Annotated in this window: 20 protein-coding genes; all 20 read right to left on the bottom strand. The window is 34.6% G+C overall.

Annotated features, from left to right (window positions below):
• On the bottom strand, positions 1-275 hold a 275-nt coding region (locus tag T335_RS0104500; RefSeq protein WP_026476478.1), incomplete at its 3' end, for a copper amine oxidase N-terminal domain-containing protein.
• Positions 276-626: 351 nt separating this feature from the next.
• A complete protein-coding gene (locus T335_RS0104495) occupies positions 627-1,688 on the bottom strand; it encodes an endonuclease toxin domain-containing protein (RefSeq protein ID WP_026476477.1) in 1,062 nt (353 codons plus the stop codon).
• 11 nt (positions 1,689-1,699) lie between these two features.
• On the bottom strand, positions 1,700-3,904 hold the full coding sequence (locus T335_RS0104490) for a DUF5702 domain-containing protein (RefSeq protein WP_026476476.1): 2,205 nt from the start codon (positions 3,902-3,904) through the stop codon (positions 1,700-1,702).
• Positions 3,888-4,574, bottom strand: coding sequence for a TadE family protein (locus tag T335_RS0104485; protein ID WP_026476475.1), 687 nt, complete (start codon positions 4,572-4,574; stop codon positions 3,888-3,890). The genes T335_RS0104490 and T335_RS0104485 overlap by 17 nt, the downstream gene beginning before the upstream one ends.
• 64 nt (positions 4,575-4,638) lie before the next feature.
• Positions 4,639-4,824: a Flp1 family type IVb pilin gene (locus tag T335_RS0104480; protein ID WP_026476474.1), complete on the bottom strand. Its 186-nt coding sequence runs from the start codon at positions 4,822-4,824 to the stop codon at positions 4,639-4,641.
• Positions 4,825-4,927: 103 nt separating this feature from the next.
• Positions 4,928-5,797: a type II secretion system F family protein gene (locus T335_RS0104475; RefSeq protein WP_026476473.1), complete on the bottom strand. Its 870-nt coding sequence runs from the start codon at positions 5,795-5,797 to the stop codon at positions 4,928-4,930.
• 4 nt (positions 5,798-5,801) lie between these two features.
• On the bottom strand, positions 5,802-6,740 hold the full coding sequence (locus T335_RS0104470; RefSeq protein ID WP_156943623.1) for a type II secretion system F family protein: 939 nt from the start codon (positions 6,738-6,740) through the stop codon (positions 5,802-5,804).
• Positions 6,728-7,966, bottom strand: a complete 1,239-nt coding sequence (locus T335_RS0104465; RefSeq protein ID WP_026476471.1) for a CpaF family protein — start codon at positions 7,964-7,966, stop codon at positions 6,728-6,730. The genes T335_RS0104470 and T335_RS0104465 overlap by 13 nt, the downstream gene beginning before the upstream one ends.
• A gap of 18 nt (positions 7,967-7,984) precedes the next feature.
• A complete protein-coding gene (locus T335_RS0104460) occupies positions 7,985-9,091 on the bottom strand; it encodes an AAA family ATPase (protein WP_026476470.1) in 1,107 nt (368 codons plus the stop codon).
• A 172-nt stretch (positions 9,092-9,263) separates the two neighbouring features.
• Positions 9,264-9,788, bottom strand: coding sequence for an A24 family peptidase (locus T335_RS0104455; protein WP_169735926.1), 525 nt, complete (start codon positions 9,786-9,788; stop codon positions 9,264-9,266).
• Between the two features lie 243 nt (positions 9,789-10,031).
• Positions 10,032-11,249, bottom strand: a complete 1,218-nt coding sequence (locus T335_RS0104450; protein ID WP_026476468.1) for an ABC transporter substrate-binding protein — start codon at positions 11,247-11,249, stop codon at positions 10,032-10,034.
• Between the two features lie 22 nt (positions 11,250-11,271).
• Positions 11,272-11,979 carry an ABC transporter ATP-binding protein gene (locus tag T335_RS0104445; protein WP_026476467.1) on the bottom strand — a complete coding sequence of 236 codons (708 nt, stop codon included), beginning with the start codon at positions 11,977-11,979 and terminating at the stop codon, positions 11,272-11,274.
• A complete protein-coding gene (locus T335_RS0104440; RefSeq protein WP_026476466.1) occupies positions 11,972-12,763 on the bottom strand; it encodes an ABC transporter ATP-binding protein in 792 nt (263 codons plus the stop codon). The genes T335_RS0104445 and T335_RS0104440 overlap by 8 nt, the downstream gene beginning before the upstream one ends.
• Positions 12,760-13,821: a branched-chain amino acid ABC transporter permease gene (locus T335_RS19860; protein ID WP_051569128.1), complete on the bottom strand. Its 1,062-nt coding sequence runs from the start codon at positions 13,819-13,821 to the stop codon at positions 12,760-12,762. The genes T335_RS0104440 and T335_RS19860 overlap by 4 nt, the downstream gene beginning before the upstream one ends.
• A 2-nt stretch (positions 13,822-13,823) precedes the next feature.
• On the bottom strand, positions 13,824-14,720 hold the full coding sequence (locus T335_RS0104430) for a branched-chain amino acid ABC transporter permease (RefSeq protein ID WP_026476465.1): 897 nt from the start codon (positions 14,718-14,720) through the stop codon (positions 13,824-13,826).
• A gap of 142 nt (positions 14,721-14,862) precedes the next feature.
• On the bottom strand, positions 14,863-16,179 hold the full coding sequence (locus T335_RS0104425) for an acetyl-CoA hydrolase/transferase family protein (protein ID WP_026476464.1): 1,317 nt from the start codon (positions 16,177-16,179) through the stop codon (positions 14,863-14,865).
• Positions 16,180-16,189: 10 nt separating this feature from the next.
• Positions 16,190-17,212 carry a 3-oxoacyl-ACP synthase gene (locus T335_RS0104420; protein ID WP_026476463.1) on the bottom strand — a complete coding sequence of 341 codons (1,023 nt, stop codon included), beginning with the start codon at positions 17,210-17,212 and terminating at the stop codon, positions 16,190-16,192.
• Positions 17,213-17,285: 73 nt separating this feature from the next.
• On the bottom strand, positions 17,286-18,092 hold the full coding sequence (locus T335_RS0104415) for an alpha/beta fold hydrolase (protein WP_026476462.1): 807 nt from the start codon (positions 18,090-18,092) through the stop codon (positions 17,286-17,288).
• Positions 18,093-18,108: 16 nt separating this feature from the next.
• On the bottom strand, positions 18,109-18,972 hold the full coding sequence (gene phaZ / locus T335_RS0104410; protein WP_026476461.1) for an intracellular short-chain-length polyhydroxyalkanoate depolymerase: 864 nt from the start codon (positions 18,970-18,972) through the stop codon (positions 18,109-18,111).
• Between the two features lie 407 nt (positions 18,973-19,379).
• Positions 19,380-20,816 carry a sigma-54 interaction domain-containing protein gene (locus T335_RS0104405; protein WP_084280960.1) on the bottom strand — a complete coding sequence of 479 codons (1,437 nt, stop codon included), beginning with the start codon at positions 20,814-20,816 and terminating at the stop codon, positions 19,380-19,382.
• Between the last annotated feature and the right edge of the window lie 300 nt (positions 20,817-21,116).

Here is a 21,116-nt window from a genome sequence, read left to right as displayed (position 1 = left end):
CCTATTTCAAGTTTTATATCTTTATCTTCACCTTGAATAGTAACCTCTTCTTTTTCTCCATTCCAGTCTACTTTATGACCCAGTTCTTCTGCGATAAAGCGAATTGGTACTAAAGTTCTTCCACTTTCAATAACCGGTCGTTGGTCTGGGAAAGATACCAATTTTCCATCTACCCTAACTCGAACTTGGTTATTTGCATTTACAGATGTTGTCAAAGTTGAAACAAGAGTTAAAGCTAACATGATCATTAATAAACCAACAAGAAATTTTCTCATGATAATACCCCCATCATTTTGATATCAGTTACTTTTTTTTTACTTAATTCGTGAATAAGTAGTACTTCGAATCTTACCCACTTTAGAAGTTTTTTTTCATTTTAAAGTAATAGCTCATTATTCTTTCAACTCGTCTTGACTAATTTTTTATCTTTATTAATTTCTCTTTATTGATTTTTTCTTTTTTAATTTTTTCTTTACTATTTTTTTCTTTATTATTCTATTCTTTATTATTCTATTCTTTATTAATTCCTTTTTTTATTAATTTCTTTATTCAAAATGCATCACTGTCTTGTTTCAACGTGATTTACTATTGCTTTTATTAGCTGATCTAATTTTTAAACTTAGTATCTACTTTACTACCGTTACTTTAATTTTTATATTTTTAGTAGTCCCATAAGCCTTAGCATCTTCCAGACTTTTAATCTGTTCTGGCGTTAAGGCTACATAGGGAATCACCACATTTAAGATTTTTCCTTCATAATCTTCAGCTTTAATGGTAATCTGTTGATGGGTTTCTTCGGTATATTCTTCTAATCTTCTTATATCCTGAGTAAGGCTATAATAGAAATTTCTCCCTTCATTAGAAGTTAATCTTGTATCATGGGTTCTAATGGAAACAATATAGTTTTGACTAATGGTATCAATAATGGGAAAGTCTTCATGGAGATTTCTATTTAATAAACTTTTTATTTCTCTTCCCCTGTAAAATACAGGTAGTCCCCATACGTCAAATCCTGCAATTACCACTTCATCCACTAATCCATCGGGAAAAATACTTAAATCTATTTCTTCATTTTCTCCTTTTTTATCGCTAAAATCAGTCGGTAATGAACCCCCCATCCAAGCCCTAAGGGTAACCTGTTGTAAAATGGGAATCTCTTTAACAAACTTTATGGGTAAAGGTAGATCCATTCGATAAGCGACAATTAGCACTATATCTTGGCCATTTTTCAAATAACTGGAATGACTAAAATCAAGGCCTTCCCAACCATCAACGACACTTAATGCCTTTAACCTTGTATCAACACTACTACTTCTCCCTATTGCTAAATGCCTTTTAATCAGTTGTTTAATAATGGTGTTACCAAAAAATCCTTTAGTTTGGTCATAACCAGTAGCCATTAGATGATAAACTACATCCTCAAAATCAGTTATCTCCCCAGAATCCCTATAATCATCAAACTGTCTATCTAATTCTTCTTGAAGATCGCTAAGTCCGCTGACATAGTAAAGATAGCTTACTGAAGATAGCTCATTTGCAGTTTCTGTCATGGCATGATGGATAATCTCGTTGACATAGTATATTTTGCTGAAAAAACCTATCGTTATGACAGCACATATTAGTATGGGTAAAACAAGAGCCGCTTCTACCGTTACTGAACCTTTTGTGTTTTTTAATCTTCTTATCATTGTTATACTCCTTAATAACCCTGCCATAATTCAAGCTGATAAAAGGATCTATTATTAAGCTGATTCATGAAAAAAACTTTAATTGAATAATCTACCTTTACATTGATAAAGGTATTCGACCCTTGAATTAAATAATCTTCTCCATATAGGGGGTTCTGCTGTAGATTTAACTGGATTAAATCTTTAATTCTATCTAGTTTTAGGTCAGTATTCAAACTTGGTTTAAGTAAAAATAATCTTAAATAATCTTCATAGTTGAGGCTGATGTTGTGTTTATTTCTGTAAAAATCAACCCTTTCCCCAGCTAAAAGATTTTTAACGTCTTCTATCGAGTAGCCCATGGCCCATCCGCTTAAAATCATCGCCTTTATAAAGGGCATTGCAGCCCCTCCTATTGGAGCAGCCAATGCTGTAGCTAAAATTGTAGCCTCTTTTACAAGTTGGGGATTGTTGAAAACATAGACTAGATTGACCACGAAACGGAGCATTAGAAGATCTCTTCTTGCAGCATTAAAATTATGTGTTTGAGATGGATTACCATATAAAATATACTCAATTTCATTATCAAAAAAACTAATTTTACTAGCCTTTGTATCATTTCTTAAATTAAGTTGAAACTCCTCTTTTGGGGTTACATGGCTTTTAAATGTACCAAGGATATACTCATTAATATATAATTCATCCCTTAGGGCAATACCTAACTGAGAAATGCCCTTTGCAATAGAATCCATCATATGGTGGGATTTTTCATTATAATTTACATCCTGATCTACCTCATGAAAATCAACGACTGCTTCAGATTGATCCCCGCCTGTACCCTTTGAAGGCAACAGTTCTTGGAGATGTAAAGGGATTACTTTCTTCTCTGTAGCGTCCTCCTTCAATAATTCATTAGCCTGCTTTGCAGTTTCTCTTCTTGTATCTTTTTCTAAGGATACTCCTGTAACTTCCTCCTCAAGTTTCCACTTGTTATAGGAAAAAGTTCTATCATAGTTGGACAGATTTTCCTCCGCAATATCAAATATTTCATCGATACCATTTCTATGATTATTTAAGCCAGCCATAATATTACTTTGGATTATCGATTTAATTTCTCCCATTAACCCCCTAGCCTTAGTTAGTACTACGATGTTTGCTTCACTTTTTTCATCGAAACCCTTTACACTATAATTTTCCATTGCTCTGTGATATTTTTTAAGGTCTTCTAACATCCCTTGAGTTAAGCTATTATCCTGTTGGGTCTCCTTAGCTAGAAGCGCCTCCATTTGAATTTTCAAAGTTTTTGATTTTCCTTCTATTTCAATAGATAAGTTTTTGATGTTTCTATTATTTAAAAGAAGTTCTTCTATTAATTCTATTTGATTTTCTATCTCTAAGTGAATCCCTTCAGATAATTGACCTATTGTGGTTTCTATCGATTGAATCGCTAACCTAGTCCCCTCTAGCTCCCCAAGAAGAGCACTTCTTTCTTCCTCTGTCTGTTTAGAGGAAAGTAATGTAGCTAGCCGTTGATATTGTCTTTCCAAGTCCAACTTCATATCTTGTTCACTAATTAATTGATTAAGGCTATTTTTTATCCCACTATTAACTTGCTTAAATAAGGATAAATTAAAGCTAGATGCCTTTTGAATTGATTCATCTAGCTTACCTTCAAAATGGGCTATTACAGCAAGTTCCTTTTCTATTCGTGTTTTTTCATCTAGAAGCTTTGATGCTTCACCTACTTTAGAGAAATCTTTAAAGAGGGACATGACTTCCTCAACAACAGCCTTAGGTCCACGATATTTCATAAAATCTAGTATTTGCTGCTGAATTACCTCATCTTCCCCTAATGAAAGTAACTGGCTTGTTGTTATTCCTTCAATTTGAAACTGATAAATATTCCAAAATTCCTCCAAGTCTTGAAGATCGGTCCCTTCCAACCCCTTGTCTAAATATAGCTTCATGTAATTAAATAGCTCTTCACCTGGAATCGCCATTGCAAACAGCCCATAGTCATCCTTTAAGGTTTGATCATAATGGGATAAAGTTGAGTGGAGGGCATTGGCAGTCGTTCTTTTTAAGATGGTTTCTGATGTCCTTATTCTAGCCCCGTCCACCAGCATTCCTGTTAAAGTGATCACCAATAACAAAGTGATACTTAAAAAGATTGTTATGGCACCTCTTTCTCCTTCTAAATTCCTCAATTTTCTATCGCCTCTATTCAAAGAAAACACTTATCTTCTCCTTTACCTCAATTAAAATTTCATTATATTGATCCTTAATACTTCTTGTGACTTCTGTCTCTTCCATAAGATCATTTATTAAATCTATAGTTCTAATGGTTTCAGCATGATCTTTAATTACTGCTTTTGATGATATTCTAGCTGTATAACCTCTCCCTAACCCTAGTACCTCTTTTAAAAGAGGTATTGGTATTTCATATGTTATGTTGGCATCAACCAATATTTCTCTATACAATATTTGATCTTTATATTTAACCGTTATTTGACTATCTACAGGCTTTAGAACCGTTCTTTCTGTCAGCTTACCCTTAATATATTCACCAATATAATTTTCTTTCATGGTGGTTTGATCAATAACTGTAAAACGCCAATATAATGGATGTTGATAGTTTTTATTATTTACCTCTCCTGTTTCTAATAGAAGGTGAAGGTTTTGTTGCGTATCAATTCTCCCCCAATTCCGACTGGCAGCCTTTGTCACATGATTCACTGTGGATTGAAGGAAAGCTAATTGGTACAAAAGGATGACTATATAAATAACAAATAAAATTGTAATGATGACCAGTGGAAAGATTAAAGACAGTTCAACTGTCATACTCCCTTCTTCTTTCCATGAAGCTTTATAGCCTTTAAACTTATCTAAACTGAATAATGTATTCATAATCAACTTCCTTTATGGAAGGGAGGTCTAAATTGCCTCCCTAGTTTATTACTGGAGCTTCTTTTTATTGAGCCATTTCTTCTGGGTTTATATCGACACCAGTAATGTTATTTAATATTTTCTTTACAAATTCAACTATTACATTTCTAAAGATTAATGCTAAACCTACTAAAACCGCTATTAGTAAAACTAATTCTACAGTTCCTAAACCATCTTCTTCTGTTAAAAAATTCTTTATTATCTTGATCATAGTATCCCTCCCTTCAAAATTAAAGCTAAATCTATTTTTAATTGAGTCAATCGAGTTTGCCTTCATCTAATATTTAAAAATCAATTTCCTCAATCAAATTTAATTACATTTCCATTAAGATCAATACTGCAGGGGTCATAACAATTAATAGAATTGCTAAAAACATGATCATCATAGGAAGTAAAAGTTTTGTGGAGGCTTCTTCCCCCAACACTTTCGCTGTATTTTTTCTCATGATCCAGCATTCATTTGTCAGCATTCTAAGCATAATAATTGTTTCTTCGTTCCCCTTTTTAAGATTTTGAATAATTAAAGAAACAAACTTAAATATTTCTGGATTCCTACAACGATTTGCAAAATCTTCATAGGCTTCCTCTTCTGATTTACCATTTTTAATTTCCAATAATGTAATTTTTAGTTCTTGGTGTAAAACTCTGTTACCATCACTTTCCCCCACGATTTTTTCCCATGCCTTCGATACGGTTAGCCCTGCACTCATTAAAAGAATTAGCTTACTTAAAAACTCTGTAAAGTCTAACTTTATTTGAAGTTTTCTTTTATTAAGTTGCTGGTAAACTTCATGATTTAACCCATAAATTACAGCAACCATCATGCCTACTGCGATAACAAAGAACTCTATAGTGACATCCCCCAGTGCTACAGCAAAAAAAGAAATGATAAAAATTACTACTAATAATAAAGTAATCTGATTAGCCCAGTGGACCTTTACAAACCTTTTTCCTTCCTTTGTCCCATAAAGCTGACTAAAAGTAAGCATTAATTTTTGATCGTAGGCTGTACTATATTGATAATTAAAGCAGTTTAAAATATAATGGCCTAATATTAAAAATCGCTTAAGGGGATATGTTTTTTCATCTAAGTCTTCAAATAAATTAGTCTCCCTCTTTTTGGCTAAGATTAAGAAGATCATTATACCTACTGAATAAACAATTAGCCATCCAATCCATAACATTGATTTACACCTCTATTTTGATTATTTTTTTGCTTATAAATATTGAAGTAATCAACAAGGCCATTGCCACAGTCATAACGACTTTTCCAACAATAGTGGTAAAAACTGGCTCCATATAATCTGGAGCACTCCATGTCAGCACCAATACTAAAGCTACTGGAATAACGACTAAAAACTTTTGCTCTAATTTCCTTTGGGTCAGTAGCAAATCAAGTTCCTGTTGAAATTCAATTTTTTCTGTAATCATCTTTGAAGTATTTCTAATTACCTCTACTAGGTTTCCTCCTGTTCTTTTACAGGTAATTAATATATCAACAAAGCTTTCTATATCTTCTATATGGCTCCTACTGGCAAAGGCTTGAAAAGCTTCCTCTACCGTTTCATTCATTTCAATTCTCCTTACGATATACTGCAATTCTCTAGTGATATAGCTCTTTTCTCCTGGATTTAAAACCTCCATTTCTTTGATGGAATCTTTAACTGCTATTTCTAAGGATTTTCCGATCAAAAGAGAGGATGAAATCATATAGAGGGCTTCTTTGAATTCTAAAGTCAATTGTTTCTTTTGTTTTTCTATTTTTTCTTTTACTTTAAGGGAAGGATATAGCAATCCAAAGGGTGTTAATAACAAAGCACCAATTATATTTTGATAAAAGATATAACCAAAAATAAATAGTAGCGTCGCTGCAATGATTATGTAAAAAAGCTTTTCTTTTAAGTCCATCGGATATTGATTATAATCATATAGCCACTCTTCTACTAAACCTTCCCGTTTAGGCTTTAACTTCGTAAATAACGCTTCTTTTTTCACTTTGTTAAACGATTGGTTGTCTATACTTTTTTCATCCTTTTTCATTAGAAAAAGTAAACCCAATAAAGATATGGTTCCAAAGAATAGCAAAATCCCCCTTACAAACATATCTAGCTCACCTAACCCTTCCACTGGATTCCAGCTAAACTTAGCTTTAAATTATTGATTAGAGGATTCTTAGTTCTTTTTAACCCTCCAATAATCCTTCCATTAGCATCTTCCCCCTCCTCAATAAATTCAAATAGGGGATTTAATTGAATCCTTTCATTATCGCATTTCACAATTTCTGTTATTTCCATTACTCTTCTAGATTTATCCCTTAAACGGGCTAAATGAACAATTAAATCGATTCCACTGGATATCTGATGTCTAATGGCTTCTAAGGGTAAGGGGGTACCACTTAACACCATTGTCTCTAAACGACTTAACATATCTCGTGTTGAGTTGGCATGCCCTGTCGATAGGGAACCATTATGACCAGTATTCATGGCTTGAAGCATGTCGATGGCCTCTACTCCCCTAACCTCCCCCACAATAATTCTGTCGGGTCTCATTCTTAGGGCAGCCCTAATTAAATCTCTTATGGTAATGCTCCCTTTTCCCTCTAAATTAGCATTACGAGTTTCTAACCTTACAATGTTCTCAACTCTTTTTATCTGTAATTCTGCCGAATCTTCAACGGTTATGATCCTTTCATCTGAAGGAATAAAGTTAGATAGTACATTTAAAAAAGTTGTTTTTCCTGAGCCAGTGCCGCCACTAATAAATAGGTTATATCTTGCCTCTACCATTTTTTGTAAAAACAAAGCGGCTTCTTCTGTAATTGAGCCATATTGAAGTAACCCTTCAATCGTAATGGGGTTTTCAGGAAATTTTCTAATGGTTAGAATAGGCCCATTTAAAGCAACAGGGGGTAGCACCACACTAATTCTCGCACCATTTTCTAGCCTTGCATCAACTATCGGAGAAGCTTCGTTTACAACTCTATTTACTTTAGCTACAATCGATTGAATAACATCCTCTAACTTTTTATCATCATAAAACACTTTTGTATATCGGCTTGTCTTTCCTTCCCTCTCAATGAAGATATCTTTAGGTCCATTAATCATGATCTCAGTTATCGTCTCATCTTCTAATAGGGGTTGTAATATGTCTAATCTTCTCATGGAATTAAATATGGTTTCGATTATAAATTGCTTTTCAGAAATCTTTAAAAAGGTTTCCTTTGATTTATCAAAGACGGCTTTTTCAATTAACTCTTCAATTTCTTCATCAGAAGGGTCCTTCATATAATCTATGTTTTCTTTAATTCCGGCCTTAAGTTCTTCTATTAAAGCCTTAAATCTTTCATTTTCCATTCTTCTACTCCTTCACCCCTACTTTTCTAAGTTCTGAATTAGATTAAAAAGCGCCTTAGAAAAATCTGAATTAGTATTTAGTATGATTTGATTATTTCGTGTAAGCCATAGCTCTCGGTCTTCTGGGAAATAATAATCTACAGACCTTTCAGCTAGGCAATAATTTTTAATATTAGAGGCATAATTTAAGGCTAAAATTAATTTATTCTGTATCGTATCCTTTATATAGGGTAATCTCTCTATTTCCTTTAAAAATCCTTCACCCTTTGCCTTGGATGTTAGGTTATACTGTAAGACAAAAATAATTGAGGTAGATAAGGTCATGGCCTTAATGTTTCTCAAGTCAAAGTTACTGGATAAATCAACAATAATATAGTCATATAATCCGCTATTTTGAATTTCCTTAAGTAAAAAATCGATGTCATCTTCCTTTATTTCATCCCATTCTAAAGCACTGTCGAAGGGATCTATATAATTGATTTGAGTTCCATGATCTTTTATCTGCATCGATGATAATTTTGTAATTAAATTTTTTTTCTGCTCTTTTACTAAATAGAATAAATTTGAAGCATTGAAATGAGGTGTCTCTTGGGGAAAGTACTGCTTTATTGATGAAATTCCTTCCAAATTTAGATAAAAAATTCTCTTTCCCATCTGAGCTAGTAGTGTTGCAACCCCTATAGCCATTGTTGTTTTACCACTGCCTCCTACAGGGGAATATACCGACAGTATTTTTGATTCTGTATTACCATTAGGTAGAAGATAATTATTGCTTCCTTCACTATAAAGATCTAATACTTCTCCCATTAATTTATGACAAGGTTGATATTTTAATATAGAAGAATAAATATTTTCAGCTTCTTGATTATCCTTCATATCTTTCTTGCCATCTATAAGTAAGATCACCTTTTTTATTTTTTTTATTTCTGCCAGGTTTGACAGCATCTCTGGGCTAATTAATAGTATGTCTATTTCTCTATTGGCTTCTTTAAGGGACTGATCTAAATACTCCTTACGGGAGAATATACTTAAGTGAAGTTTAAACTGATAGTTTTCTGTTAGATACCCTTCTAAAGCTTCCAAATAGTCTTTGTCATTATCTGCAATAACCATATGTATCCTCATAAAAAACCTCCTAAAAATAAATTAAATTAGCTATATCTATAGATCCTTTATATTAAGATTTGTTTGTAAGAACAAAGTCTTCCTTCGGAAGATTTATAGGATGACTTTATTGAAACTCATTACGTAAAGTTCTCTTATTATAATAATAATTAAAGTCGAACTTTCCTATTCGTTATAAAAAAATGACTAGCAATACTCCTGAAGAAATGGCTATTGCAAAGGGGAATTTACCCTCTTTGTTCTTTGTCATATCTGTATAGGGGGTTATCTGCTGATTAATAACCAATAGCTTAAGGTACTTTATTAGATACCGCAGTCTATTACGGGTATTTTTCCTAATCATCATCAAATAAAGGGCAATCACACCACCACTCAGAAAAGAAGCAATCATTACTTTTATGATATAAGTACTTCCCATTATAGCTCCCACAGCTGAGAACAACTTGATATCCCCAGCACCTATAGCGCCTAGCAAATATAAAACACCAAGAAGGGCAATTGGCAATAGCATTCCTAAAATCGAATTTTTAATACCAACTAATCCGTAGCCAAGTGAATTTAAGGCTAGACCTAAGAACATAAATGAATAAACAATTTTGTTTTTAATCTTATTTGCTTTTAAGTCGGTATAGAGAGAGGAAGCTAAAAGAATGAATATTAATCCCAGTGAAATGATATTTACCGTTAATTTTCCCACAAAATTACTCCTTATTTAGGACTTTTATCCTCTTGACATTTTTCCCTTTGTTAGGTGACATATTATTTATGATTCGATGTTAGTTTTGTTTTCCCTTTATTTTTTTTGCCAAAATTTATATTTTTTTGTATAAAAAGATAGAATTGTATTATTCAAAAGAAAAGGACTGCCCTTATGATTTTAAAAATCATTTTATGACAGCCCTTTGGTATTACTCTGTATTAATGAAATTGCAGCAGGTCTCTAGAATTCATCAAAACCTGTTACTTGTTCAAAAATATAGTTTCCTTGTGGGTCAACAACCACTCGACTAACAGCCATATGGGTTACCCCTTCCCTTTCTCCTGGTGAATAGGATATTTCTGGTGCTAACCCTGCTGTAAATTTCAAGTTATTCATTGCATTGATGTAACCTTCCCAAGAAAGATCATTACCTGCGGCAGTTAAGCCAGCTACAAAGGTTTCTGCTGCTACCCACCCTGCCATTGTATAAGCATTATATGGGTTTCCTTCTGGGAAGTACTTTGTCATTGCATCTACTAAAGGTTGTAGACTAGCTTCATCTACGTCTAACCATCCCATAACATGAAGATTTTTTACTGCTTCAGGTGCTCTGTCAGAAGCTAATTGAAGGAAGCTGGCATCTGCATTAGAATAGGTTGTAAGCATTGGAACATTAATATTATATTCTTCAGCATTAGCTAAAATATTAGCTACCCCACCAGATAAACCAAATAGTATTACTAAATCTGGATCTACTTCTCTTAGTCTTAACATTTCACCTGTAAAGTCTGTATCACCAGGATTATATGCGGTTTGTAATACTAAACGACTTGATTCTCCCAATTCTTGCAAACCTGCAGTAACCCCTTTAAATCCATCATTTCCTGCTTCATCATTACTGTATAAAATAGCAATCGTTTCAGCGTTAAACTCTTCAATAGCATACTTTGTCATTAACTTCCCTTCATACACATAATTAGGTTGTACTGGGAAAAAGTTATCTCCTAATTGAGTTAATTCAGCTGCGCCAGATCCAAAGTATACAGATGGAATTCCTTCTTCTTCAACAATATCAGCAACGGCCATTACTCCTGGTGTTCCTAATTGACCAACAATAGCGAATACTTTTTGATCGTAGATTAATTTTTCTGCTGCAGCTATTGCTTGAGCAGGGTCGAATTGATCATCTTCTTTTAACAGTTGAATTGTTCTACCATTCACACCACCATCATCATTAACGGCATTGAAATAAGCTTCCATCCCTTGATAGTAGGGTAAGCCAATAAAGGAAAGGGGACCTGCCATAACACCAATTGTACCTACAGTTACTGTATCTTCAGTAACACCTTGAGCCCAGTCTTTGCCACCTGTTTCATTAGACTGGCAAGCTGCTAATGAAACTACGAATACCAACATTAATGCCAACATAACTACTTTGTTCTTTTTAAAATATTTCATATTATTTCCCTCCTAGTTTTATTTAATGGCCACCTAAGTAAGCCTGCTTAACTTTCTCGTCTTTTATTAAATCCTTAGCCTCTCCTTGATGAACCACCTTACCAGTCTCTAAGATATAACCATAATGGGATATTGCTAAGGCCTGCATAGCATTTTGCTCAACCAATAATATCGTTGTTCCTTGGCTGTTGATATCCTTTACAATTGAGAAAATATCTTTAACAATTAAAGGTGCTAAACCTAAAGAAGGTTCATCTAAAAGTAATAGTTTAGGATTAGCCATCAAGGCTCTTCCGATGGCTAACATTTGCTGTTCTCCTCCAGAAAGGGTTCCGGCTTCTTGCTTTTTTCTTTCCTTAAGTCTTGGAAAATACCCATACACTTGATCATAGGATTGATTAATGTTATGGCGATCTTTTCGAGTGTAGGCTCCAATTTTCAAGTTTTCTTCAACGGTTAGATCGGCAAACACCTGTCTGCCTTCTGGAGATTGAATGATTCCCTTTGCCACAATTTTTTCGACGGCATCGTTTTTGATACTTTTTCCTTCTAACTTAATGTCACCTTCTTGGACCCCTATTAGGCCAGAAATCGCCTTAAGGGTTGTTGTTTTACCAGCACCATTTGCACCTAAAAGAGCGACGATTTTCCCCTTTGGAACCTCAAGGGAGACATTTTTTAAGGCTTGAATATAACCATAATAGGCATTAACATTTTCAATTTTAAGCATCTTCCTCGTCTCCTTTCCCAAGGTAAGCTTCTTGTACTGCAATATTGTCTTGAATTTCCTTTGGGGTTCCTTCAGCAATTTTCTTACCAAAGTTGATGGCACAAATTCTTTCACATATGTCCATAACAAGGCCCATGTCATGCTCTACCAAAAGAATCGTTGTTTTATAGTGGTCTCTAATCTTTGTAATCAATTTTGCAAGTTCTTTTGTCTCGGACCCATTCATACCTGCTGCTGGTTCATCTAGGATTATTACTTTTGGCTCCGACACTAATGCCCTAGCTAACTCGATTAACTTTTGTATCCCATAGGGTTGGGCAGCTGCAGGCTGATTTTCAATTCCGTCTATTCCTAAAAACTTCATTACTTCCCTTGCCTTATTCTTCGCCTTTTCTTCTTCTCGCTTTATCATAGGAAGCTTGAATCCTTCAAAAAGAATGTTTCCCTTCATTTCACGATGAAGACCAACTGTTATATTATCTAAAACCGTCATCATCTTAAACAATTCAACATTTTGAAAAGTTCTTGCCAAACCCTTTCCAATCACCTCCTCAACTCGATAGTCTAGCAGGTTAATTTCCTCCCCTGTCTTTGATGTAAAAAGGACCTTACCTTCATCTGGCGTATAAAAACGACTAATACAGTTAAAAATCGTTGTCTTACCGGCTCCATTCGGACCAATGAGACCATATATACTATTTTCTTCAACTTCAAAGCTAACACGATCCACAGCCTTTAATCCGCCAAAGCTTATGGATAAATCCTCTATCTTTAAAATCTTCATGGTGTCCCTCCTTCTTTGCTATTAAGCTTACCGACCTTAGCTTTTAGCTTATTCCAAAGAAAGTCAAATCTCCTTATTAATCCTGTTGGGAAGAAGATAATAACAACTATTAGGGCCACCCCTGTTAAAATAAAGTTAATATTGGTTATCCCACCAACTAAGGGCAGATCTTGCATTACCCTTGGAAGTAGCTGAATAAAAGCTGCTCCAACGATACTCCCTCCGATGGAAGCTAACCCACCAATTACCACCATGGCTAGAAGGTTTAGAGATAATTCTACCCCCCATGCACTTGGTTCAACATATCTATAAAGATGGGCATATAGTGAGCCTGCAATTCCAACATAAAATGCGCTTAAAGCAAAAGCATACAACTTATATTTAAAAAGGCTAATTCCCATTGCTTGGGCGGCATGTTCACTATCCCTCATGGCTATCAATGCTCTTCCTGTTTTTGAATGAAGGAAGTTATAAGAAAATATGGCCAACCCAACTAATATCACGATTGATAGAATTAAAAAATGCTCTCTTTGTCTAATTTCAAAACCCAAAATTTCTGGATAAGGTATTCTTCTTAAGCCTGCATGGCCTCCAGTCAAGGCAGTCCATTCTATAAATATATTTTGAAAGGTAACCCCTAAACCAAGGGTTGCAATGGCTAGATAAAGACTTGCTAATCTTAAAGCAACTAGCCCTAGTAACAAACCAATTACCATTGGTACTAAACCTGATAATAATAATGATAATAGGAAGGGTAACTCTAATTGCATTGTTAAATATGCTGATAAATATGCCCCCATCCCCATAAAGGCCGCATGCCCTAAGGATACCTGCCCTGCATAGCCTAGCAGTATATTAAAACCTAAAGCTGCAATTGCAAAAATTACTACATTGTTTAGTAAAGTCATATTTGAAAAACTGATCATACCAGTCCAAAGGTTTATAATTGGTATTAGTAAGAAGATTATACCAACAACCAGATATTGTTGTGGTTTACCTTTTAAAAGATTAGAGATTAATCGATTATTTTTTCTAATTGTACCTTTAGAATCTTCCATCACTACACCTTCTTTCTTCTGACTTTACCAAATAAGCCTGCTGGTTTTACGATCAAAATTAAGATTAAAAAGCCATAGACAATTACTGTGCGCCATTTCGCTGATATATAGAAACCTACTAAATTATCCATTACTCCGATTAATAGTCCTCCAATTACTGGTCCAATAAAGGAAGTAAAGCCCCCTAGCACTGCTGCAATAAAGGATTTCAAATGAACATCCGCCATCATATTTGTATGGACATTTGTTGCAGGTGCAATTAAAATTCCAGCAGTAGCTCCAAGGATGGTTGCAATAATCCAAGCTACAGAAGATACTTTTGCTGTTGGTACCCCCATTAATCTGGCTGTCGTTTCATTCTCTGCTGTAGCTCTAATGGCAACTCCAAACATTGTTTTTCTAATAAGATAGAACAATATAAACATAATAATTAAAGTTAGGAAAATGATAAAATATGCATTGGGTCTTATTAATAGCCCACCAATAAAAAAGCTTGGCGTTGTTATGGCCCTTCTCATGGCGTGGGTGTCAGTACCAAATAACGCCCCAGCTGATCCATTGACAATCATGATTAGCCCCAATGTAATAATCATTTTTCCTACTAAACTGCCCCTAAGGGCTGGTCGAATAAATACCTTTTCAACAATAAAGCCAAAAATAGTTGCAAATAGTAATGCTCCTATAAAGGCCATAATATAGGTCACATGGGTATTCCCAAATGCTAAACTAAGCCTCTGCCATAAACTATAGGCAACAAAACCACTAAACATCGCCATTTCACCCTGGGCAAAGTTAGTTACCGCAGAAACTCGATAGATTAACACAACCCCAAGGGCGGCCAATGCATACAAACTACCTGTTTCAATACCTGCTATGACATTTTGTAAAAACGACGCCATATTGATTGCCTCCTCCAATTTTTTCTCAATTGGTCCTCTTATATAAGAAGAAAACCTACGGGCATAGCTCCCAACCCTTCTGGTCTCTTGCTTTCTTATAGTTCTTTTCCGCTTTTCTTCTTTTCGTTCTTTTCCTTTATATTTAGAAGAGTTTCAATTGTCTTGCTTTCTCTAAAAGTTCATCTCTAAAATCTGGATGGGCGATTGCCACTAATCGTTTTACCCTCTCTTTAATTGAAGTTCCCCTCAGGGCTGCTACTCCATATTCAGTAACAACGTAATCAACATCGTTTCTTGAAAGAGATACGGCTGCACCTGGCTGAAGGGTTGGAACGATTTTTGAGATGGTTTTCCTCTCGCCTTTTTCATCCTTTATTATCGTGGTAGAGTAAAGGGCGATGATGGATTTGCCCTCAGGGGATATTTGGGCTCCAATAGCTGTATCTGCCTGCCCTCCTGTACCACTAAACTGACGATGACCTATTGATTCAGAACAACATTGGCCTGTTAGGTCTATCTCTATGGTTGTATTGATTGAGATCATTTTATGATTTTGACCGATTACATAGGGATTATTTACCCATTGTCCCTTTAAAATTTCAACGGCAGGGTTATCATCTAAAAAGTCGTATAGTTTTTTACTACCTAGTGCAAAGGTAGCTACCATTTTATTTGGTTTTATGGTTTTTAAACGATTAGTAACTGCTCCCGACAAATATAGGTCTACCATGCCATCGGTAAACATCTCGGTATGAATCCCTAAATCTTTTTTGCTCTTTAACTCTGCTGCAACTGCGTTAGGAATACCTCCTATGCCAAGCTGAATAGTCGAGCCATCTTCTACAAGGTCAGCTATATACTTTCCAATTACTTGATCCTTTTCACTTGGTTGTAGAGTTGGTAGCTCTGATAAAGGATAATCTACTTCGATGATGCAATCTATCTCTTCTATAGAAATCACTGTATCTCCAAAGGTTCTTGGTACATTAGGATTTACCTCGAGGATGACTAAATCTGCAGCTTCCATCATTTCCCTTTCATAGGTAGCACTTAAGGCTAAAGATAAGAAACCATGCTTATCCATTGGACTTGCTGAACCAACAAAGATGTTGGGATTTTTATAAGCTAATCGTTTCTTTCCCGATAAATGTAAATGGTTCGGAATAAAAGAAATATTTCCATTTTCATGGGCCTTCCTAATCTCTGGACTGTAAAACCACCCCTCCATTGTGATACTTTCTTTGTGGGCAGGATTTGTGAAATATTCATATCCCCCCATTGGTAAGCAAGTAACTACTGTGACCTCCTTTACGCTGCCACTTAATTCATGGAGCCTCTCCATTATCATTTTAGGCTCGGCAGCTCCAAGGGCCGATATAATTTCATCGCCATCTTTAATCTTAGCTAAGGCTTCTGTCACTGATATCAATTTTGATTGATAAATTTCTTTTTTGTTCATGTTAGCCCTCCTATTCTGCTGGACCCCACTTAATGGTGCATGCATCCCAAGCATAGCCGATTCCAGCACTAACCCAAACAACAATACTTCCGTCTTTAATTTTTCCTTCATTTAAAGCTAATTGAGTCGATAATATTTGGTCTACTTGCCCAATATGTCCATAATCTTCTAGATATATTGATTGATCATTTTCTAGTCCTAATTCCTTTAAAATAAATTCATGGGCAGATCGCTTCATGTGGAGAACAGCAATATAGTCTATATCCTTTCTTGTATAACCGCTATTTAATAAACTATCATCTATAACTTTAATAAAGTTTGGCATACTCTTCTCACCAAGACCTTTTTTCATATGTTCTGGATCTAACACATCTAAGGATTTTAATCCGTTATCTATATTTTCCTTCGTCAAAGGATTATTGGTTCCACCATATTTTACAGCCACATCCTTTGAAAAAGAACCATCGGTTATAATACTTGTTTCTAGTATAAGGTTTTTGCCATGATTCTTCTTTAGTAAAATTGCACCTCCACCAGCAGCAAGGTTAAACATAAAGGTTACCCGTTGGTTTTTATAATCAATAAAATCTCCATTTCTATAACCACCAGCAATTAAAACGGTATTAATTTTCTCATCTTCCAACATCATAGATTTTGCCACCTTCATGGCGGCTACAGCAGTACCGCATCTTTGGGCCATATCAAAGGCCCAAGCATTATGGGCTCCTATCGCCTCTTGAATATAGATTCCTGTCGTGACTAAAGGATATTCCTTGTGTTCTTCTCCGATCGAGATGATTAAGTCTATATCTAACGAATTAACTCCTGTTCTTTTTAAACAATCCTGCGCAGCTCTAACCCCCATTTCCATTGTTCCATCACCCATACCCGGAACTGGCTTTTTATTGAATCCGAACTTGTCTTTTATTACTTCTACTGGAATTCCCGATTGATGGGATATCTCTTCAGCAGTTTCATACTGACTAGGGATATAGATGCCTGTTCCAACGATGCCTATATGTGCCTCTTTCATTTTCTTTTACCTGCCTTCCCAATTATTTTCTTGCTGTATTCCCTTTATTCTAGTGAAACCGTTTTCTTTTAATTTATCTATGAATTCCCAAAAAACCCACCACTAGCAAATTAAATTCATCTGTTTTTTCATAGCAGGAGGCGTGACCTGCCTCTGGAATGACAACAAATTTTGAGTTAGGTATTTTTTTGTGGATTAAGTGTAACTCTTCATAAGGTGTCACGACATCCTTATCCGATGCAATTACTAGTGTTGGTGCTTTTATATCACCAATCAACTCACTTATGTCATAATTATTTAAGCTAGATGATAACCTCAAATATCGTTCAAACCACTGATCGGTTAAAATCTTTCCAAAAATTTTAACTCTATCCTTCAGCCACTTTTCATTTTTTTCATAAAATGTATCAGAATAAATTAATGGCATTGCCAATTTAAAGAATTTCTCTCCATCTTTTAACTTTGCCGCCTCATCCCACGATGCTCCTATAGCGGCTAAATAATTAGTTAGCCTACTGATGGTGTTAGCTAAAATTAAACCCTTAACCATTTCGGGATATTTTAGTGCAAATAGCATAGCTACCTGTCCGCCATAGGATATGCCCATAATATTACATTCTTTTATTTCTAAATAATCTAGTAATCCCTTAAGATCAGATACATGTTGAGTATTATCATAATCTTCTGGTGAAGCCCCTGATTCTCCTTGATCTCTGAAATCTACATTTATCACCTTATATCCAGCTTTATTATATATGGGAGTCATATTTGTCCAGCTAGTAACACTCATCATGATCCCATTAAGGATTAAAAGAACCTGCTCACCTTCTCCAGTTACTTTGTAGTTAATTTCAACTCCATTTATTGCTACCTTGGACATCTCTACACCCCTATCTTTATCCTATAAAGGCTAATATTTTTTCTACTAATAGTTCTGGACAATCTACCAATGGAGAGTGGCCGCATTGAGGTAATACTTCTAACTGCCCACGACTTCCTATTGCTTTAACTGTCTCTTCTACCATGTCCCTTGTTACAACTAGATCGCTATCTCCCCAAAGGGCTAAAACTGATGCCGTTATGTCATTAATCTTATTTGATATATCAAATGTAGCTAAAGCCCAGTCAATATCAACAAGGTTTCTTTGTTCAAAGGTAGCGTCTAAAAATTCATTATAGGCTTCTTCACTAGGCTTCTTATGAACATAAATTGACATGTCCCATACAGTTTTCATCAACTCTCTATTGTGGTTTTCAATTGCCATAACCATGGGAGCCACCTGAACTGGGTCTTTGGCCATTTCTTCTTTGCTAGAATAAGCCTCCCCAATAAGAGGATTTCCTTGTTCATCCTTTTTCCAAATTGGATAGCCAAGATAAGAAACACTATCTAACAGAATCAAATTTTTAACTAAATCAGGATAGTTGGCAGCTAATTCCATTGCTACACCCCCACCAGTAGACCATCCTACAACCGTTAAATTATTTAAATTTTTTCGATCAATAAAAACTTTAATATCTTCTGCCAGTTCCTGTAATGTATCAAATCGATTATAATAGGTGGATTTTCCCATTCCTCTTAAATCTACAGCATAAAGACTATATTCTTCTGGAAAAAGGTTGAATATTGGTTCCCAATGTTTTGAAGAGGACATATTTCCATGTAACAACAATATATTTTCATCTCCACCAACAATTTCCCGATAAAATAATGTCTCCCCACTACTTACTTCAACAGTTGCAAAATTTTGTTTTCTCATAAGCTTACCTCCCTAGACTAATTCTATTTTAGAAATAATATTTTTTACATTGATCATTCATCATAAGGGTTTATCAGTTACTCACTGTTATCTTTTTATATAAGCAATAGTTGTGCCAACTTTATGAACAATTAGAATCAAATTTTAATTATAATTATTGAAACTATGAAATTCTCAAGTTTTCATAAAGATGTTTATTATTAGCCATTTATTGATCAACTAAATAATTATCCTCTTTAGGAAAAGGATTTCATAAAATGTGTATTAATTTTAGACACCTGTCTGTTCTTTACACACTTTTACATATTTGAATATTGGTTTTAAGAGTAAATAAAGAAACCTTTACCAAAGTTAAAGTTGGGCAAAGGTTTCTAATGGTAGCCGATTACATGAAATATGTCTTAATATTAGACAGTTATTTGATATTTTTCAATTTTTCCATAAAGGTTAGATCTAGAAATCCCTAAAAGTTCAGCTGTCTTTTGTTTGTTTCCTTTTGTATATTCCAGACATTGAATAATTGCTTCCTTTTCTGTTCTTTCTATTCGCTCACTTAATTTTTCTATCGGTGCTGAAGAAATCTTTAAGGTTTCATCTTTATTTAATAGTTGTTTTGGCAAATGTTCCAGTAATATATATCCTTCATCAACTAAATTAATTGCCCTCTCTAATATGTTTTCTAGTTCTCTTACATTACCTGGCCATTTATAAGTCTTTATCATTTCTAACGCATCTTCTGAAATACCTTCAACATAAGAACCTAGTTTGTAAGTTAATTTATCAAGTAAGCTTTTCACCAATAATTCAATATCATCCATTCGGTCTCTTAAAGGTGGTACTTCGATCATCATTACATTCAAGCGGTAGTATAGATCTTCTCTAAACTTACCTTCCTCTACTAAAGATTTAAGGTCTTGATTAGTAGCAGCGATTATTCTGACATCTGCCTTTATAGGAGCGATCCCACCTACCCTTTCAAATTCTTTCTCTTGTAGTACCCTTAGTAGCTTAACCTGCATTTCGTGGGGCATGTCTCCAATCTCATCTAAAAATATGCTCCCCCCCTCTGCTAGTTCAAACTTTCCAACTTTTCCACCCTTTCTAGCACCAGTGAAAGCCCCTTCGTCATATCCAAAAAGCTCTGATTCCAATAAATCATGGGGAATAGCTCCACAATTGACCTTAATAAAAGGCTGATGGTTTCTTTTGCTATCTCCATGTATAGCGTGGGCAAATAGTTCTTTCCCTGTACCACTCTCCCCTACAATTAAAACGTTTGAACCTGTTTTTGCTGCTTTCTTGCCATATAATTTTGCATTTGCTATAGATTTACTATTACCAATAATTGTATCCCAATTATAATAAGCTCCTTGAATCTTCTTTAATATTTCTTTATAATGACTTACCTTCGTTTCAAGCAACTTATTTTTAATAACGATATCTTGAAACTCTTCCATGTCGCCAAATAAAATCATTCCAAATCCGTACACAACTTTACCTTTTTGATTTAAAACAGGAATCCGATGAACAATTGCAGTTTCACCATTGGCAAAAGTATGCTTCCAAGCAATTTCTGGTTTTTTACTCTTCATAACAAAGGGAAATCGAGAGTTTTTATTAATTTCAACAACCTTTCTTCCTATAGCCTCTTCCCTAGTCACACCTAGAAAATCAAGAAACTGTTTGTTAATCATTCTAATTCTTGTTTCTCCGTCTACCAAAATCATTGAAACTGGTAATGGATCTGTAATCTTATGAAGAAATTCAACGGTATTATGGTCTATTTTTAGATTGTCTTCATTTAAAATTATCGGTTGTGTTATATCAATGTCTGTAATACCCATAATCTTCCCCCTTTAAAACTTGTCTATTTATTATATATATACTGAATTAACCCTTATTAATCTACTCAATGTATTTATTATTATAACATCATCATGTAAAAATTGGGAAGATTTAAATATTTCTTTGTAAACTGATAACTTCATGATCTATACTGCTCTTATTTAACTTAAGCCTTTATTGCTTTAAATTTAGAGGTGTTAGTGGGTGTTTTCATATTTACATCAAGTTTATATAAATTCATAGTTATGGTATTATGAAATTTCCGCTATTATTGATTAAATAGTTTAGCTTCAAATAAA

This window comes from Alkaliphilus transvaalensis ATCC 700919, from assembly GCF_000621485.1.
Taxonomy (GTDB): domain Bacteria; phylum Bacillota; class Clostridia; order Peptostreptococcales; family Natronincolaceae; genus Alkaliphilus; species Alkaliphilus transvaalensis.
The sequence above is the reverse complement of the archived record's forward strand: the minus strand, read 5'-3'. Positions and strand labels throughout refer to the sequence as shown.

Coding starts and splice junctions, on each gene's coding strand:
- T335_RS0104495 (WP_026476477.1), bottom strand. CDS start 1,688: ATGATAAGAAGATTAAAAAACACAAAAGGTTCAGTAACGGTAGAAGCG.
- T335_RS0104485 (WP_026476475.1), bottom strand. CDS start 4,574: ATGAATACATTATTCAGTTTAGATAAGTTTAAAGGCTATAAAGCTTCA.
- T335_RS0104480 (WP_026476474.1), bottom strand. CDS start 4,824: ATGATCAAGATAATAAAGAATTTTTTAACAGAAGAAGATGGTTTAGGA.
- T335_RS0104475 (WP_026476473.1), bottom strand. CDS start 5,797: ATGTTATGGATTGGATGGCTAATTGTTTATTCAGTAGGTATAATGATC.
- T335_RS0104465 (WP_026476471.1), bottom strand. CDS start 7,966: ATGGAAAATGAAAGATTTAAGGCTTTAATAGAAGAACTTAAGGCCGGA.
- T335_RS0104460 (WP_026476470.1), bottom strand. CDS start 9,091: ATGAGGATACATATGGTTATTGCAGATAATGACAAAGACTATTTGGAA.
- T335_RS0104450 (WP_026476468.1), bottom strand. CDS start 11,249: ATGAAATATTTTAAAAAGAACAAAGTAGTTATGTTGGCATTAATGTTG.
- T335_RS0104445 (WP_026476467.1), bottom strand. CDS start 11,979: ATGCTTAAAATTGAAAATGTTAATGCCTATTATGGTTATATTCAAGCC.
- T335_RS0104440 (WP_026476466.1), bottom strand. CDS start 12,763: ATGAAGATTTTAAAGATAGAGGATTTATCCATAAGCTTTGGCGGATTA.
- T335_RS19860 (WP_051569128.1), bottom strand. CDS start 13,821: ATGGAAGATTCTAAAGGTACAATTAGAAAAAATAATCGATTAATCTCT.
- T335_RS0104430 (WP_026476465.1), bottom strand. CDS start 14,720: ATGGCGTCGTTTTTACAAAATGTCATAGCAGGTATTGAAACAGGTAGT.
- T335_RS0104425 (WP_026476464.1), bottom strand. CDS start 16,179: ATGAACAAAAAAGAAATTTATCAATCAAAATTGATATCAGTGACAGAA.
- T335_RS0104420 (WP_026476463.1), bottom strand. CDS start 17,212: ATGAAAGAGGCACATATAGGCATCGTTGGAACAGGCATCTATATCCCT.
- T335_RS0104415 (WP_026476462.1), bottom strand. CDS start 18,092: ATGTCCAAGGTAGCAATAAATGGAGTTGAAATTAACTACAAAGTAACT.
- phaZ (WP_026476461.1), bottom strand. CDS start 18,972: ATGAGAAAACAAAATTTTGCAACTGTTGAAGTAAGTAGTGGGGAGACA.
- T335_RS0104405 (WP_084280960.1), bottom strand. CDS start 20,816: ATGGGTATTACAGACATTGATATAACACAACCGATAATTTTAAATGAA.